A 17,485-nucleotide genomic window follows, 5' to 3' on the forward strand; every position below is an offset into this window, starting at 1 on the left:
ATAATTTTTAATGTTTTTAACTTACCAATAAATTGCATTTTAATAATATTTTTAAAAGTTTGCAAAACAGATATTATTGGAACACTAAAAATTAGGCGTCAAAAAATAAATTAACAAACTAACATATCTGTCATCCTGAGATTTAAGCGCACAAATTAAAAGACTCACAATCCCGATAGCGATCGGGACACAAATTCACTAACTCACTAACTCACTAACTCACTAATTAAAAAACCTACCTATTAAAAATTTTCTGCCAAAAGCTAACTTTTTGCTGTCCGTATGTATACCCGTATTTATTGCCATAACCAAAATTGGCCATACTTACGTTATTAAGCACAAAAGCCACATTCTTTAATTTCTTGTTGCGTTCATTTTCCAATGGGAAGCCAAGAAGTTTTTTCTCTGTATACCCCGCTCTTAGAGTGTATAGGGTTATATCAGCATATTGGTTAATAAGCAAAGTATCTGTCACCAACATCGAAGGTGCCGTATCTACTACCACATAATCAAAATCCTTTACAAGCTCTGCAAAAAGTTCGCCTGCCCTATCCTGCATCCAAAGTTCCGCCGGATTGGGAGGGATGGTTCCCGATACCATTAACCATAAATTCTTTATAGTTTTAGAAGGCTGTAAATAATTATGGATATCCGTATCCTTATAGACCAAATACTCTACAACTCCCTTATTTTCAAAACTTCCGTCAATATAACGTTGCAATTGCGGATTCCGAATATCGGCGCCCACCAAAATTACCTTCGCCCCGCTATTTGCCAATGTGATTGCGAGATTGGCAGATACAAATGTCTTTCCTTCCCCTTTTACGGTTGACGTAACAAAAATTGCCTTCCCGTTAGCTGTCTTCTCCTGCTTATTAAGAACCAAATATTGTAAGTTTGTCCTTAAAATCCTAAAGGATTCGGCCAATACGGAGTAGTCATTCTCTTTTATCAATTCCTCGTCCTTCTTGCTCAATTCTGGAATTTCCCCAACTATCGGAATACTACCACCCTTGCGCTCCACATAAGCACGGTTTCTAATTTTATTATCAAGTAATTGCTTAATATAAATTACCAGGAAAGGAAGTATCAGTCCTAATATTAAAGCTGCCAAAAGGATAATTTGCCGTTTTGGAGATACTGGACCTCCTTGGCTATAAGCACTATCCACAACCTTTGCCTTTGGCGTGGTTACTGCAAGCGAAATTGCAGTTTCCTCCCTTTTCTGTAATAAGTAAAGATAGAGCGCCTCCTTTATTTCCTGCTGCCTGCTTATGCTTCTAAACTGTTTCTCCTTCCTTGGTATAGCAGATATTTCTCCGCCAATCCTTGCTTCCTGTCCTCGCAGTCTGCCTCTTTGTATTTGCAGCCCGTTTTTAACGTTGCTAAGGCTCGCTCTTATATTCTGGCGCATTTCGCCTATTTGTTTGTCTAATCCTATCACCAAAGGGTTTTTAGCGGTACTGCTCTGCATCAGCTTATTGCGCTCCAATATTAATTGGTTGTAATTTGCTACCTGCGATGTAAAGCCCTCTTTTTCAACTCCCAAATTGGCTGGTAATAAATCCGCCGTATTCCCATTTTTTAGATACTCTTCCATGGTATTTACCAAGGCAATTTGGGTCTCTACCTCCAGCTGCAATTTGTTGAACGTGCTTGCATCTTGTAAAAACATTTGACCCTCGGCCGTAATATCAGTAAGACGATTTTCCTCTTTAAATTCTACCTTGCCTGTTTCAACGCTATCTAACTCGCCCGTAATAATTTCCAATCGACTTTGGATAAAATTTGCAGTATTTCTGGATACCATATTCCTATCGTTTATGGCATCCTCATTGTATTGTTGTATTAATTCGTTTAAAATAGCTCTAGCCTTTTCTGGTACTGGCGAAACTAATTGGAGCAAAATAACACTGCTTCCATTGCTTACTTGGCTCGCAGTTATACCACTTCGTAAGCTCCCTACCACGGCGTCCCGGTTCTGGATCAATACCCTAAGTTCAGTATTTTCGAGATTTTCATTTAATACAGCTAAATTGGGGGAAACAACTATGGTTCCCCAAGGAAAATTTATAGGCTTGCCAAAGGCATAGGTTTCGCCTCGCTGCCCTTCAGATTTTAAAGTGTATTGAGTGGTGGAGATGGGCGCAATATAGAAAAACCCATTTGGCGTTCCCTTTTTGCCTGCATTTGGAATTACTTTTAAATCAAAGGGTCTATTATCGAATACTTCCGCATCGCGTATGTTTCCTACCTTATAATATCGCACTACTAAGTTAAGGTTATCAACAACTCTTTCGGTCAGTGTTTTAGAGCGTAGTATTTCCAATTCATTGTTCAGCTCAGAAGTAGAAAAACTCATTCCTAAATCTTGGAAGGCGGCAAGCTCAGATAGTTCATTGCTTTTTTCGTCTTTAATAAGGATAGTAGCCTTTACTTGGTATAGTGGAACAGTATATCGCAAATAAATATAAGCCCCTACCAACATAACCAGCACACTAGCTACAAACCAAGGCCAATACCGTAAATAACTTTCCAACTGCTCCCGCAGTGTCAATTCCTGTTCCTCAATTTCGTTCTGTGGCAAATCCTGCATTCTTTATCTTTATAGTTGATGGTTGTTGGTTGTTGGGTGGTAAAGCAACATATTAACAAATTCACTAATTCACTAATTCACTAATTAAAATACTTACAATCCCTAAATCTATCGGGACAATCATTCACAAACTATCCTACTTAAAAGCAATAACCAAAACTGAAATCAACAAGGAAATAATACTGAAATAAAGGGTAGTATTTCTATTAAAACTACTCCCCTGAATTTGGGCATAATTTGGTTCCACATAAACAACATCATTTTGTTGTAAATAATAATAATCACTATTTAAAAAGGAAGACTCCCGTATATCCAAATACTTATAATCCTTAGTAGTTCCATTATCGCGAATAACCAACAAATTATCCCTACGACCAAATAAAGTCATATCTCCAGCTAAACCTAAGGCCTCAGGCAAGGTAAGCCGCTCTCCTTGTACATTAAAAGTTCCAGGGTTTCCAACTTCTCCGAGAACACTTACTCTAAAATTCATTATTCTAATAGTGACAATAGGACTGATTACATATTCCGATATACGCTTTACTAAAAGATCACTCAATTCCGCACGGGTAAGTCCGGCCACTTTTATAGTGCCCAAAACGGGCATATTTATAGTACCGTCCTGCGCGGTTAAATACCCCTGTTGTGTTGAAGTTGTTGCACCGCTAGGACCGTCAGTAGGAAGACGAGAACCACCCCCTAGATTAAAAGGGCGCACCGCGTTTAGATCGTAGGCTGAAACTTCAATGCTAAGTAAATCATCCGGCTGTATTTTAAAGGTATTCTGAACGCTATCAACAAGAGCCTTGCGTTCCTCTAAATCACGAAAATAAACAATTCTCTTTCTAGACACACAAGACGCCCCTAAAACCATAATCATTAATAACAGCAAAACTTTAGCTACAAATCCTTTCATTTAGTATTTTTTTGCAAATATAAACTTTCTTCCCTAGCATTCCCAATTTCAATTTTCAATGTTTGTCATATTTGGGCTCTTTATTCTCGACTAAAATTTTCTCCCTTCCTAACCCCATCCCAAATCCCAAAACAACAAATCACGAATCCCGAATTAACGAATCCCAAAACTGTCATGCTGAGCGCAGTCGAAGCACCAATCAACAAATCCTAAAACTGTCATGCTGAGCGCAGTCGAAGCACCAATCAACATATCCCAAAACTGTCATGCTGAGCGCAGTCGAAGCACCAATCAACAAATCCCTAATCCCTAATCCCCATCGCCTAATACCCATCGCCTAATCCAAATCCATATAAATAGAATTCTGACTAATAAACTCCGGCACTAACATTTTTAACTTTTTTATGATATGCTTCTTCTTCCCCACTTGGTTAATCATTATATCTAACTCGGCGAGAGCTTGGCATACAGGCTCATATTCATATTCCACAACCCCACTCACCATTATTTTTGGGTGGTAGGTGGGCAAAGTACATTCCCCGTTATTCAACAATTCCTCATATAGCTTCTCTCCTTCCCTCAACCCGGTAATTTCAATAGGAATATCCACATAAGGTTGCAGCCCGCTCAATTTTATCATCCGCTCTGCCATATCGAGGATTCGAACAGGTTTCCCCATATCAAATACAAATATCTCGCCCCCCTTTCCCATCGTTCCAGCTTGTAGAACCAATTGGCAGGCTTCCTGTATGGTCATAAAATAACGGATTATATCTTTATGGGTCACGGTTACCGGCCCACCATCCGCTATCTGTTTTTTAAAAAATGGAATAACCGAACCATTGCTGCCCAGTACATTCCCAAAACGGGTGGTTATAAATTTTGTGATTACCCCAGGCTTTCGTTGCAGCGCCTGCACATACATTTCAGCAGCTCTTTTCGTGGCTCCCATAACATTGCTAGGGTTCACAGCCTTGTCTGTGGAAATCATTACAAAGCGTTGGCATCCGTATTGGCAGGCCAATTCTGCCAAAATACGGGTTCCCATTATATTGTTTCGAATCCCTTCTCTGGGATGCTTCTCTATCATCGGCACGTGTTTATACGCTGCCGCATGATATATTAAATCAAAATTAAATTTGGCAAATATACCCTCCATGCGACCCCGTTGGGTAACGTCGGCCAGATAGCATTGATAGCTTAAGTCTGGATAATTTTTCTTTAAATAAACGTCAATTTCGTGTAGGGCACTTTCCGCGCAGTCAAGAACAATGAGCTTTTTGGGATGCCATACAGCCATCTGTCGCACCAATTCACTACCTATACTTCCAGCTCCCCCCGTTACTAATATAGTTTTACCGTAAAGGTCTTCCGCTATCAGCTTTGTATCTATCTCAATCTTATTGCGTTCCAAAAGATCCTCTATCTGCAATGGTGCAATCCGGATCTGCATATCGCTACTCTTTTTCCACTGCTCTGGCATAGCAAGGTTATAAACATCCAACCCTAGGTTAAAACAGCTTTCCGCAATGGAGTTCTTCTCAGGTACTGTAAATAAGTCGCTTACTATCAGGATTCCGTCAATTTCAAATTGGGCATTGATCTTCTGCAAGGTGTTATCCAAAGGTCCTTCGGAATAAAGAACTGGTAAGTCAATAATCTTAAAATTCTTACGCTTTTCCTTGGAACTTAAAAACGCGACAGGTCTAAATTCGGAAGTAGTATCCATAAGCATGGCCTGCGTCAGCGAGATAGTTTGATCGTCTATCCCTAAGATAACCACCCGTTTCTTAAAATTTGTGGACGCCGCCGCTCTCAAAAACCGATATATCTCCTTAACTGTTATCCTAAAAGCTATTAAAAGCGTCAAGGAAAAGAATGCGTAAAGCAAAAGTCCCGTCGTCAGGAAAATCCTATCCCCAGTAATAATCTGATAGATAATGTTTCCCACTATTGCAATTAATATTACAGAGCCCGTCGCCAAGGCTAACCTATAAACGTCTGTAAAGGTGCTATGTCTAATAATGCCGGAATATGTGCGGAATAAAAGAAAGCAAAGTAAATGAAGCGAGACTAGTACCAATGCTTTCTCGGTCAAGCTTAAAACATTGTAAAATTTTATAGGAGTATCCTTAAGTATAAGGAAGGCAAGTATAAAGGAAAGCAGACAGATGCTAAGGTCTATAACAACAACTGCCCATCGTGGCAAATAACGCTGCTCCAAAACGAAAAGCCGAAACTTGCCGTATGCCGAGGCAAATTTACCGATAGATTGTTTCTTACTCTTCATCTCCTAATTATTAAAATAGTGGGCTATAACGGAACGGATTCGCTCCCGATGCTTATCGTCCAAATTGCTCCCAGAAGGCAGACATAGTCCATTTTTAAAAAGTGATTCACTCGTACCATCACCATAAAATGGAGCCGTCTTAAAAATAGGTTGCAAATGCATAGGCTTCCATAACGGGCGAGACTCTATATTATCTACCAAAAATGCTTCCCGTAGTCCATCCGCATTTTTATTGCCAGTGTTCTTATCAAAGGTGATACAGCTAAGCCAATGGTTACTATAAAAATCAGAAGATGGTTCAGAAAACACTCCTATTCCCTGCTGCTCCGCAAAAATTTGCTTATAAAATTCATTCATCTTTCGTCTTAAGTCAACGTGGGCGTCCAGCACCTCCATCTGCCCCCTACCAATCCCTGCGCATACATTGCTAAGGCGATAGTTATATCCAATTTCGCTATGCTGATAATGAGGGGCGTCATCCCTTGCTTGGGTAGCAAGAAAAATAGCCTTGTTTCTATGGTCCGCATTTCGTGCTACCAATGCACCTCCACCTGAAGTAGTGATAATTTTATTTCCGTTAAAGGACAATATGGAGATATCCCCAAAAGTGCCACATTTTCTTCCCTTATAGGAACTGCCCAATGCTTCGGCGCTATCTTCAATAACTGGAATGTCATATTTTTCTGATAAGGCCCTTATCTCTTCGGTCTTATATGGCATTCCGTATAAATGCACCGCTATAATCGCCTTTGGTTTTTTACCTTTTGCAATCCTATCCTTAATGGCTGTTTCTAGATGTATAGGCGAAATATTCCAGCTATCCTCTTCGCTATCCACAAATACTGGCGTCGCTCCTTGATAAACAATTGGGTTTGCAGAAGCCGAAAAAGTCATGCTTTGGCAAATCACCTCATCTCCTCTTTCCACACCCAATAAAATAAGAGCCAAGTGGAGGGCTGCAGTTCCAGAACTAAGCGCTGCCACATATTGCTCTTCCCCCAAATACGTTTGCAAACTCTCTTCAAAATGATTAACATTTGGACCTAAAGGCGCTATCCAGTTGGCAGCAAACGCTTCCTTAACATAAACTTCCTCTTTCCCTCCCATATGGGGCGATGATAAATAAATCTTTTCTTCCATTCGTCCTTGGTTGCCAACAATCTAATTTTATTATATAATCGAGATGCTAATCCGTTTAATATCAATTAAGAATAACTATGATTACACATTTTAAGCTAACTTAGTATTTCACATTAAATTCATTAGTAGCATCTAAAATGAATCAAACCCATTGGGTTGTCATTAGTATCATGTTTCTATACTATGTATTGTCTAAATTCTAGAATATGTATAATGTAAAAGAGGAGTGCAAAGCTAAAGAATAATATAGCTAATATTGAATTTTAAGAAAAAATTAATACAAATACAACCAAATATCTTCGATAAACCGCATCGTTAATCCGATGAAAGTAGGCTAAATAGAGCGAAATGCATTAATTAATAATTAGTTATTTGCTAAATTATCAACCAAATAAATCCAAGAAATCCAAATAATCCGCGTTAATCCGCGTAAATCCAATAATCCGTGTTAATCCGCGTCAATCCGCATAATCTGCGTCCCCCTCAAAAAAGATTCAATTAAAATCTCTATATCCCCCCAAAACGACCTATTCTGATAATACTCCAAATTCATCCTAACCTTCTCCGGAAAAATCACCTCATCATTATACTTCATTGGTTCCGCTTTCTTTGCTAAAAGTGCCTCCTCATTAAAATATTTTAAAGCCGCCCTACTGCAAAGTCCCGGTTTCAATTCCAATAATTTCCTATCCTCTCCTCTTAACATATCGTAATATCCAGGCACATCCGGTCGTGGTCCCACAAAGCTCATCTGCCCCATCAAAATATTAAATAACTGCGGCAATTCATCCAATTTAGATAGTCTAAGAAAACGTCCATAACCAGATATAGCACCACAACAACTTTCCATACTGCAAATTTTATAAACTCGAAAATGCTTCCCAAACTGCCCCACTCGGGTCTGTACAAAAATTCCTTTTCCCGTATCAATAAAAGCGAAAAAAGCCAAAGGCAAAATAACCCACCCAACTGTGAGTAGCCCAATAGTAGAAAGAAGTAAGTCGAAAGTTCTTTTGATGGGATTATTTATTATTATTATTATTATTATTTATTCCCGAGTAGTTGTAACCGTGTCACCAATCAAAAATCGAAAATCGAAAATCGTTAATCAACCTGCTGTATGCGAAAAGGATAAAAACAAAAACAAGAAAAGTAGTTTTTTCAATATTTCTTACATTTTCTTAGACAATTAATAAACATAGAAATTCGCCAAGAACTTCAAAAAAGGAACTTTGCTACAATCAATAGTAATAATAAATAATAATAATTAATATTACTAAACCATCATCCCACAACACGACCTGGATTCCCAACAACAACAGCCCCATCAGCCACATCCCTAATAATAACAGCTCCCGCCCCAATAGTAACCCATTTTCCAATAGTGATCTCGGGCAACACGCACGCTCCTATACCAATATGCGTTCCTTCACCTACCCTCACACCACCCGCCAAGCTTACGTTGGGAGAAATATGAACGAAATCCCCAATTTCACAATCGTGCTCTATTACAGCCGCGGAATTAATGATGCAGTGCTTCCCGATACTTGCACAGGCATTAATTACCACCTTTGCCATAATTACCGTTCCATCGCCCACTGAAGACCAAGTTGAAATGCTTGCGGTGCGGTGAACCAAAAGTCCAAAGTTTGAAGTTAATTTTTTACTAACCGCTTTTCGTATGCTGTTATTGCCAATTGAGATGATCCAAGTATCTCTTATTCCAGAAATACCATCCACAAATTTTTTAACGGGTATATGGCACACCGCCTCCGTCCTCGGATTGTCATCATAAATTTGCTGAATTGGCTCTCCAATTGATTCTGCAATATCTATAACTGATTTACAATGCCCACTAGCCCCAAATAATATCATTTTTTATTAGATATAAGTTCAAATTATTCATAATTCATCATTCTTTCGCATTTCCTAAAAAACGCTCTGTCGTAACCTGCCCCGTCTGCGAAATCCCTTCACTTTTAAATACTTTTTTTACTGTCCTAAATAGAATCTGTAAATCCAACGCAAAACTTTGATGCGCCACATACCAAACATCATACGCAAACTTCTGCTCCCAAGAAATGGCATTTCGTCCATTGACCTGCGCCCATCCAGTTATTCCTGGCTTTACATTGTGGCGTTTTCGTTGCGTTTCACTGTACAAAGGTAAATACTCTGGCAATAATGGTCGCGGACCTACGAAGCTCATATCGCCTTTTAGCACATTTAGTAACTGTGGTAATTCGTCTAAAGAGGTTTTACGTACAAAACTGCCAATGGCCGTTAGGCGTTTGGCATCGGGTAACAATTGTCCGTCAGCGCTGCGTTTGTCGTTCATTGTTTTGAATTTTATAATTGTAAATATACGTTCCCGTTTTCCCGGACGACGTTGATAGAAAAAGGGTTTACCGTTATTGGCGATTGCCAAACCTATCCAGGCTATTAAAAATATTGGACTTAAAACTAAGAGACCCAACAGTGCACAAAAGAAATCGAATGTTGGTTTTGTGATGCTTTTGTACATGTTGCTAAAGAATAAAGCTCTCAAAGTTTGCTTGGGTTATTATTTTTACTTCAGCATTAGGATAGTTAGAAGTAAACTGTTTGGGGATTTTTACCTTGGTTCTAGGTTTCCATTTAAATTCATATCCAGTAATCTGGCCATCTGCCTCTTCAATAAAGTCCAATTCTTTTTGATCTTTTGTCCTCCAAAACCAATAATTTACCCACTTCCCATTATAATCCAAGTATTTAATTCGTTCCGAGATTAAGAAATTCTCCCAAAGCGCCCCTAAGTCTGTCCTGTTTTCAATCTGATTAAAGTTAGCAATTAGCGCATTACGTATGCCATTGTCATAAAAGTATATTTTTTTGCTGTTTTTCAGTTCATTGCGGACGTTTCGGCTAAAAGAACTCAACTTAAAGATGACGTAAGTCTGTTCTAGGACTGTAATATATTTTTCAACGGTTTTTGAATCAAGTCCACAAAGTTGCCCCAACTCGTTGTATGATACTTGCGAGCCAACTTGGAGTGCCAAGCCTTGCAACAACTTCAGCAATTTTTCGGGTTTTTTTATAGTTTCCAGCATTAGCACATCTTTATAAAGATAGCTATCCGTTAATTGTTTCAACAATTCCTTCTCATTTCCCTGCTGTTTTAACACTTCGGGATAATAACCGTATAAGAGCCTGTGCGGAAGTAAGCGCCGCTCCTCTAGTAATCCGTGGTGCGCCACCATTTCAGAGAAAGAAAGTGGGTAAAGTTTATACTCCCACTTTCGTCCAGTAAGCGGTTCGTTGACGCTGTTTGCCAATTCAAAAGACGAACTTCCAGTGGCAATAAGCTGTACTTCTGGCAATGTATCTGTTATTAATTTTAAACGCAACCCAATGTCTTTTATACGCTGAGCCTCATCGATTATAACTATTTTTTTTTTGCCGATAATGGCTTTAAATCTATCTGCTGAAACACCTTCAAATAAATTTTGGATATCGAGTTCGTCTCCATTCAACCAGATCATTTCTTTATTGGTCAAAAATAGTTCTTTTAGCAAAGTGGTCTTGCCTACCTGCCTGGGACCCATTACCAAAATCGCTTTACCTTTAAAAAGCTTATTTTTTATAGTAAATTGTAAACTGCGATGTATCATTGTATAGATAAGTGAGTCAAAACTACAACTTTTACGGAATCAAATCCGAAAAAAACGCAACTTTTTTGGAATCACTTATTTTCGAAATGTTTTTTTAATATGTTGAATCGGTGAATTGTAGAATCGGTGAATTGTAGAATCGGGTAATTGTTGAATTGTTGAATTGGTGAATTAGTTTCGGCCCTTCGGCTTCGGTCAGAGACCAGTTTGTGAATAGAAAGTCGCTTGTTGCATAGTTTCTTCGGTCGCTCCTTCGCAGCGCGGTAATATTTTGATGCTATTTGGTATGATGGTTGTAACTACACTTGGGCGGATTGCTTCACTTCGACTGCGCTCAGTACAGGCAGTTGTTTTTCAGGGCACTCCTTTACAATCACGATACCTTTTGCAGTGCGGAAAAGCTATTCTCCAAGCAATGATTTATACTCCTTTAAAAGCGCTTCCCACACTTCCCGCCGTTCAAATCTACTGGTTATTTGTATTCTCGCATTGTCTTTCAATTGCTGATATAAAGATTTATCATTCATCAGCAGCTGCATTGCTTCTGCCAATGCTTTAGTATTTTTTGACGGAATAATTATTCCATTTAAATTTGGAATTATAATCTCATTACATCCATTAATGTCCGTTACTATAGAAGGCAATCCCATAGCTCCAGCCTGCATCACCACATTCGGAAATCCTTCCCGATAACTTGGGAAAACCAAAGCATCCGCAGCTGCAAAATAAGGACGAACATCATTCTGATATCCCACAGCAAGAATATCGGCATTATTCTCAATAGCTAGCAATGTTTCAGCCTTTAAAGGATCCAATTCCGTCTCCAAAGGACCGACTAATAATAATTTAATATTCGAATCTCCATATTCCTCACCTCGTAATTCGTCGTTCGTCCCTCGTCGCTCAAAAGCCTCAACCAACTCATTTATCCCCTTATCACCAACAAGACGGCCAACAAAAACAAACACAAAACTATCTTCCGGAATATTGAGGTTTTGGCGTAGCGTGTTTCTTGTTGATTCAAAAAGTGTGGGATCAAAATATTGGGTATCGATACCATTACTACTCCCCTGCCCAATTATTTTTAGTTTTGATGACTTAGCGAGTTTCTCTGCTACTATAAAATCATAAAGGCCTTTGGAATTCGGATAAACCTTGGTTGCAAATCTATAGGTAAGTTTTTCCACAAAGTCTAGTAATTTTCTTTTCATACCAGTAGCTTCCATTAACGGTAATCCTGCTACGGTATGTAATCTATGTGGCACTCCGGCCATCAAAGCTGCCATCATTCCTACGATGCCTGCTTTGGGAGTATGGCTGTGTACAATAGCCGGTTTTTCTTTTTTTAAATATTTATATAAAATATAAACTGATTTTAAATCTGCCAAAGGGGTTATTTGACGAGTCATTTCAGTATGGTAGGTGGCGTAGCCCTCTGTCTTGCCTAAAATTTCAAGCTTTTCTTTTTCTGCGGAAATCGCGGTAACCTCAAAATTGCTTTGCATATAGCCTAACTGTCCCTCTAAGAGTTTTTCGAGGGAGAGGGGGATTGTTGTTATGCGGATGAGTTTGGGTTTATCATTCATCCTCTAACTAGATTTGACATTTAGTCATTTTTTTTCAGCATTATAAGAAAAACTCCAAAGACATATAAAAAGTAAGGCAGGTATAAACATATTTTTCTGCCGTAACATAATGCCTAGATTTCCTAGAATTATGGAAAATGTTACACTGCCAATAATAAGAAAGATAAACATAGATTTAAACATATAATTTGCAGCATTAAATATTTTTATCGGATTTAATCGAATAAACCTCCAGCTTAACACCAATAAAAGTAAATTCTCAAAAGATGCCACTATAGCCAGTACACCATTTATATCAAAGAATAAAGGACGGTATAAAAACGTAAATACTTTTAAAGGAAACGGATAGCTACTAATATCTACACCAGATCCTGTGTGGTCACGACTCAATCCAGAAACTCTATTTTCGGCAAATTGATCGATGGTTTCAGTATTTAAATCCTCAATTTTTAAAAATGCCATTATATTGTCAAACAGCGAAACAAAAGCTATTAAAAATACTCCCCCTATTAATATTTTTTGATAAGTCTTTAAATTACCATCCAAAACATATCCTAAACCAAATGAAGCAATCAAGAAGATCGTTATATGAGGTCTTACTATATAAGATAAGATTAAAGCAAGCACAATCTTAATCACATTTTTAGAAGGCTGCTGCATGCTATAAATAAAAAGACCAATACAAAAAAACAATAAGGTGTCTTTCCCCAATCCAGCAGACCAAAAATGTAAATTGGGAAGAAAAAAAACTAAGGGAAAGAGTTTGAATTTCCCTATAGTACTATTATAATGTATATGTTTAATAAACACAAGGTAGAAAAACACTATCCCCATATACCCAATTAATGTATATAGCATAGTCATCCCAAAAAACCCAATTATCTTGGCTGGAAAAACATTTAAAAGATACATTCCATAAGTTCCAGGCCCATACTGCCCAAACAGTGCTAATGCCTCCCCAATATTCAACTCTTTACTTGCCCTGTAATATCCAATACTATCCCCTCCAGGTCCATAGGCTATATATAGCCAATAAATAACTCCAAAAGAAAGATGATAAAACCATAGATTTTTTAAATTCTTTTTATCATCGACCCCAAGTTCTTTGGAAAAAGAATTTATAACCCCAAAACCCAAGGCTATTACTACTAAAAAAACAATAACATCAATCACAGATTTTAATTTATATGTTATTTTTTAATAATTTCCAAAAGACTATCAATTCTACTTTTTACTGTATAACCTTCTTCTACAATAGCTTTACCGAATTTTCCATTCCTTCTTCTTAAATCAGGGTTATTCTTATATTTATTTAAAGCTTCAGACCACTCCAAATTAGTTGACGCTAAAAATCCATTCTCACCACTATGCACTACCTCATTATTCATACCAATTGGGGATGCCACTACAGGTAAACCACATGCCATATACTGTATTAACTTATAAGCACATTTCCCTTTTTCCCAAGGAGTATCTTCCAACGGCATTATTCCTACATCAAAATTAGAGATATTATTAACTTCACTTTCTTCATTCCACGATATAAAAGTAACATTTTTAGTAAACCCCAAATCTCCATTTGCACCTACAATATGTATAGATGCTCCATTAAGAGCTAACTCCTTCAAAACCGGAGCTATCTCCTGCACGTATTTAAATGTTGATGGAGACCCGATCCATCCAATTACAAAATTTGTATTGCTTATATCTTTTTCCTGAACGGTATATCTATTTAAATCTATAACTGTAGGGATTATATACACCCGTTTTGCGCCGGCCTCATCCGCTCTACTCTTCAAATAACTATTACCGGCCATAACACATTTGCTATTTCGCATTACAACATCAATCTTATTCTTTAAAAGAAAACGAATAAAACTATTTCTATTTTTATCATAATTATGGAAAATTGCGTCATCATAATCTACTACATAATTTATTCCTAAAAAGGATAGAAATTGCTCAGCCCAAGCAGGAAGATAAGGGAATAGTTCTTTTTCGATTACAACTTTCGTTTTCTTAGAAATTTTATATAAATTTATTAATCTTTTAAAATAGCAATTTAGTATTGTTATTTTAGATACTTTACCATTATAAAGTTGGTTTAAATACTTATCTGAAAATAGCGGAAATACCGATACCGAGAAACCTGCCTCTTCAAGAAACGGGAAGTATTGATAACTTCTTAAGCGACTACTAGCACCTTTTCGAGTGTATTTTGTAAAATAAATAATTTTCATTCGAAAAACTCTTTATAAAGTTTACTATAACTTCCTACACCTTTATATAACGAAAAAACATCATCAGCTAACTTTCTACAGTTAGAAACAACTATACTTGATTTTAAGTCCATAATAATTTTAGTATAATTATAAGTATTCAATTTATTTATATCCAGAATTTTACCAGTACCATAATGCTCAACAAAATACTGATGATCTCCCACATTTTTATTTGTTAAAATAGGAACTCCACTTGCCATAAGTTCGCCAAACTTTGTAGCGGCTGATGCGTTTTTTGAAAAGAAGGGATGGATAAAAAAAACGGAGAGATCTAGTTGTCGCATCTTTTCAGGTATCTCATTAAAACCTACTTTTTTTAAACTATATTCATTGTCCTCAAAACCATATTTTAAAAGAGTTTCTTTAATAAACTGATGCTGCCCCCCATTATATATTTCCAACTCATAATGTACTTCCTTTTTGATTAGTTGAAGCAACTCAGCAGTTTTTTCAAAATTGTACCAACCTATGGCAGTACCTATATATCCAATTTTAATTGGTTTGTTTACTTTATTAAAAGCTGGGCTAAAGCGCTCCAAGTCTGTACAGGTAGGGATAAAGTATACATTTTTCAACTTTTCACTCCCTTTAAACAAGGAGCCATCATTAATTAAATCTACACTCTTTTGCGAAAGCATTACAATAGCAATAGCATTGTTGTAAAGTGTTTTTTCAATCACTTTTGCTAATTTATAAGACAATCCACTTTTTTTCCATTCGCCTACATCTGCCTTTTCATCAAACCAGAATCCACGTGTATCAAAAAGATAATTTATCTTTTTTCCTCTTTTTTTCAATAGCCACGCAATCGTTGCAGGCATATAGCTTCTGCAGTGCAAATAGCTTATTTGTTCTTCATCAATATATTTTTGTGTTAAGGAATAAAGTTGTTGAAAATTTTTTAAATAATTTTTCCCTCCAGCTAGGTAAGGTAGTGGGTACCAACTAATATTTTTATCTTTTAATTCTCTTTTTAAGGCTTCAACAGCATCAACATTTTCTAGGTCCTCCAATTTTTCCAAAGAAAGTAGCCAAAAAGAATATTCACTTGCTAGGCCCTTCAAGTAATTAAGTACTTGAGAAGCTCCTAGTGGCTCTAGCATTCCTGTGTAGCTAAGATAAATTACTTTTTTATTTTCTCCGTTTATAGATAGTTTCATTACATCATCCATTTTTCATACCATAGCTGGAACATTAAAAAATACCATAGCTTTTCATAATCTTTCCCATTTTCAGTGCGTATGGTTTGTACCAACTTTGACACTTCATTTGCATTAAAAATCTTTTGCTTCTCTAAAAAAGTCTTTCCTAAGTAATACTCTATTTTTTCAGCAAGAACACCTAAAAGCCACTTTTTAACTGGTACTGCAAACCCCATTTTTTTACGTTCCATCATCTCCTTTGGTACGTAGTTGTGAGTAATTTCTCTTAATATATACTTTTTTACGCCATTGTTAATTTTATAATTCTCAGGAAGTTGAGCCGCAAATTCTATAAGCCTATGATCTAACAGGGGTTCTCTACCCTCTAAACTTACACTCATTGTTGCCCTATCTACTTTAGGCAAAATATCATCTAGCAGATATGTTTTATAGTCATACGCCATCATACGCGAAAGATCTCCAGTAATATTGGTGTTTTTTAGGTTTTCAAAATTAAATACAGGTGTATTTATGTTACTTTTAAAATATTTCTGAATATCATTTTCAGCATAAGCAACATTCAGAACGTTTGCCAATCTTTCTGGAGAAGTATCTTTAAATAAGTCTTTTAAGCGGGAGGCTTGGTAATTATCTTTAACCAAAAGATTAACCAAAGCGTTGTAGGATAAAGGTATTTTACTGGCAGCTTTTATTATTTTAAATTTTGATAGGTAATTATAGCGTTCATAGCCTCCAAAAACTTCATCGCCTCCATCCGCCGAAAGCGCAACGGTAACATGCTGCCGCGCCATTTTACTTACCAACATGGTTGGTATAGCACTAGAATCCCCAAAAGGTTCATCGTAATAAAAGGGTACATCATCAATTAAATCAAGAAGTTCTTCCTCATTACAATATAGCTCGGTATGATCGGTACCTAAGTATGCAGCCGTTTCCTTGGCAAACTTCGCTTCATTTAAATTTGGGTCGTTCACCCCTACGGTAAACGTTCGTATTTTCTTTGAGTTGTGCTTTTGCAAAATACTTGTAACTAAGGTACTATCGTAACCTCCACTCAAAAACACCCCTACAGGCACATCGGCTACCATACGATAATTGCAGGCACTTATAAGTAAAGACTCAATTTGTTGTTTCGCTTCCTCAAAATCCAATTTCAGTCGCTCCTTTTCATAAAAGGTATCAACACTCCAATATTTATAGGTTTTTAATTCTTTGGTTTCCGTTGAAAATTTTAAAATGGAACCAGCGTTCATTTTCTTAACATTTTTAAAGATAGAATTAGGAGATGGAATATTCCCGTATTGTAAAAATTGAGCGACGCTTTGAGTATCTAATACTTTACTAAATTGTGGATGCTCATGAAATGCTTTTATTTCTGAGGCAAACAAGAGTATATTTTCATGCCAGTAATAATAAAATGGCTTTACCCCTGGCCTATCCCTAAAAGCGATTAACTGTTTTGTTTTTTTATTGAAAATTACAAAGGCGAACATCCCGATAAAATCCTTTACACAAGTGTCTCCCCATTCATCAAAAGCCTGTAAAATTATCTCGGTATCGCTTGATGTTACAAAACTACGACCAACAGCTTCTAGTTTTTGTTTTATTTCCTTATAATTATAAACTTCACCATTATAGACTATACTTAAGTCCTTATGGTGCATGGGTTGATTGGCACCGACAGCCAAGTCTATCACGCTCAGCCTTCTATGGCCTAGTCCTAAAGTAAATTCTGGTTCTTCGTATATATACGTGGAAGATGCATCTGGCCCACGGTGGGCGAGACTATCAGTCATTTTTTCCAAATGAACCAATTCGCTTTTTTTATTAAAATCTATAAAACCCGTAAAACCACACATATC

Annotated in this window: 13 protein-coding genes; all 13 read right to left on the minus strand. The window is 37.0% G+C overall.

The genetic code is table 11. The features are described 5' to 3' along the window. Window positions 1–235: 235 nt before the first annotated feature. On the minus strand, window positions 236–2,596 hold the full coding sequence (locus AEQSU_RS14350; protein WP_014783594.1) for a GumC family protein: 2,361 nt from the start codon (window positions 2,594–2,596) through the stop codon (window positions 236–238). Window positions 2,597–2,732: 136 nt separating this feature from the next. Then, window positions 2,733–3,512 carry a polysaccharide biosynthesis/export family protein gene (locus AEQSU_RS14355; RefSeq protein WP_014783595.1) on the minus strand — a complete coding sequence of 260 codons (780 nt, stop codon included), beginning with the start codon at window positions 3,510–3,512 and terminating at the stop codon, window positions 2,733–2,735. A 337-nt stretch (window positions 3,513–3,849) separates the two neighbouring features. Then, entirely contained in the window at window positions 3,850–5,802 is a 1,953-nt protein-coding gene (locus AEQSU_RS14360) for a polysaccharide biosynthesis protein (RefSeq protein WP_014783596.1), read from the minus strand. 3 nt (window positions 5,803–5,805) lie between these two features. Further along, window positions 5,806–6,942, minus strand: a complete 1,137-nt coding sequence (locus tag AEQSU_RS14365; protein ID WP_014783597.1) for an aminotransferase class I/II-fold pyridoxal phosphate-dependent enzyme — start codon at window positions 6,940–6,942, stop codon at window positions 5,806–5,808. A gap of 448 nt (window positions 6,943–7,390) precedes the next feature. Continuing rightward, entirely contained in the window at window positions 7,391–7,990 is a 600-nt protein-coding gene (locus AEQSU_RS14370; RefSeq protein WP_042492087.1) for a sugar transferase, read from the minus strand. Between the two features lie 236 nt (window positions 7,991–8,226). Then, window positions 8,227–8,817, minus strand: coding sequence for an acetyltransferase (locus AEQSU_RS14375; protein WP_014783599.1), 591 nt, complete (start codon window positions 8,815–8,817; stop codon window positions 8,227–8,229). Window positions 8,818–8,854: 37 nt separating this feature from the next. Beyond that, a complete protein-coding gene (locus tag AEQSU_RS14380) occupies window positions 8,855–9,466 on the minus strand; it encodes a sugar transferase (protein ID WP_042492089.1) in 612 nt (203 codons plus the stop codon). Between the two features lie 4 nt (window positions 9,467–9,470). Then, window positions 9,471–10,592 carry an ATP-binding protein gene (locus AEQSU_RS14385; RefSeq protein WP_014783601.1) on the minus strand — a complete coding sequence of 374 codons (1,122 nt, stop codon included), beginning with the start codon at window positions 10,590–10,592 and terminating at the stop codon, window positions 9,471–9,473. Between the two features lie 401 nt (window positions 10,593–10,993). Next, window positions 10,994–12,178, minus strand: coding sequence for a glycosyltransferase family 4 protein (locus AEQSU_RS14390; RefSeq protein ID WP_014783602.1), 1,185 nt, complete (start codon window positions 12,176–12,178; stop codon window positions 10,994–10,996). Between the two features lie 24 nt (window positions 12,179–12,202). Continuing rightward, window positions 12,203–13,351: a hypothetical protein gene (locus AEQSU_RS14395; RefSeq protein ID WP_014783603.1), complete on the minus strand. Its 1,149-nt coding sequence runs from the start codon at window positions 13,349–13,351 to the stop codon at window positions 12,203–12,205. 17 nt (window positions 13,352–13,368) lie between these two features. Continuing rightward, complete coding sequence (locus AEQSU_RS14400) at window positions 13,369–14,418, minus strand: glycosyltransferase family 4 protein (protein WP_014783604.1); 1,050 nt, start codon at window positions 14,416–14,418, stop codon at window positions 13,369–13,371. Then, window positions 14,415–15,620, minus strand: a complete 1,206-nt coding sequence (locus AEQSU_RS14405) for a glycosyltransferase family protein (RefSeq protein WP_014783605.1) — start codon at window positions 15,618–15,620, stop codon at window positions 14,415–14,417. The genes AEQSU_RS14400 and AEQSU_RS14405 overlap by 4 nt, the downstream gene beginning before the upstream one ends. Then, window positions 15,620–17,482, minus strand: coding sequence for an asparagine synthase (glutamine-hydrolyzing) (asnB, locus tag AEQSU_RS14410; protein ID WP_014783606.1), 1,863 nt, complete (start codon window positions 17,480–17,482; stop codon window positions 15,620–15,622). The genes AEQSU_RS14405 and asnB overlap by 1 nt, the downstream gene beginning before the upstream one ends. Between the last annotated feature and the right edge of the window lie 3 nt (window positions 17,483–17,485).

The sequence above is a fragment of the Aequorivita sublithincola DSM 14238 genome (assembly GCF_000265385.1).
Taxonomy (GTDB): Bacteria; Bacteroidota; Bacteroidia; order Flavobacteriales; family Flavobacteriaceae; genus Aequorivita; species Aequorivita sublithincola.

What these genes read in the sequence shown, in the direction of transcription:
- AEQSU_RS14350 (WP_014783594.1), bottom strand. Translation starts at nt 2,596, where the DNA reads ATGCAGGATTTGCCACAGAACGAAATTGAGGAACAGGAATTGACACTG.
- AEQSU_RS14355 (WP_014783595.1), bottom strand. Translation starts at nt 3,512, where the DNA reads ATGAAAGGATTTGTAGCTAAAGTTTTGCTGTTATTAATGATTATGGTT.
- AEQSU_RS14360 (WP_014783596.1), bottom strand. Translation starts at nt 5,802, where the DNA reads ATGAAGAGTAAGAAACAATCTATCGGTAAATTTGCCTCGGCATACGGC.
- AEQSU_RS14365 (WP_014783597.1), bottom strand. Translation starts at nt 6,942, where the DNA reads ATGGAAGAAAAGATTTATTTATCATCGCCCCATATGGGAGGGAAAGAG.
- AEQSU_RS14375 (WP_014783599.1), bottom strand. Translation starts at nt 8,817, where the DNA reads ATGATATTATTTGGGGCTAGTGGGCATTGTAAATCAGTTATAGATATT.
- AEQSU_RS14380 (WP_042492089.1), bottom strand. Translation starts at nt 9,466, where the DNA reads ATGTACAAAAGCATCACAAAACCAACATTCGATTTCTTTTGTGCACTG.
- AEQSU_RS14385 (WP_014783601.1), bottom strand. Translation starts at nt 10,592, where the DNA reads ATGATACATCGCAGTTTACAATTTACTATAAAAAATAAGCTTTTTAAA.
- AEQSU_RS14390 (WP_014783602.1), bottom strand. Translation starts at nt 12,178, where the DNA reads ATGAATGATAAACCCAAACTCATCCGCATAACAACAATCCCCCTCTCC.
- AEQSU_RS14400 (WP_014783604.1), bottom strand. Translation starts at nt 14,418, where the DNA reads ATGAAAATTATTTATTTTACAAAATACACTCGAAAAGGTGCTAGTAGT.
- AEQSU_RS14405 (WP_014783605.1), bottom strand. Translation starts at nt 15,620, where the DNA reads ATGAAACTATCTATAAACGGAGAAAATAAAAAAGTAATTTATCTTAGC.
- asnB (WP_014783606.1), bottom strand. Translation starts at nt 17,482, where the DNA reads ATGTGTGGTTTTACGGGTTTTATAGATTTTAATAAAAAAAGCGAATTG.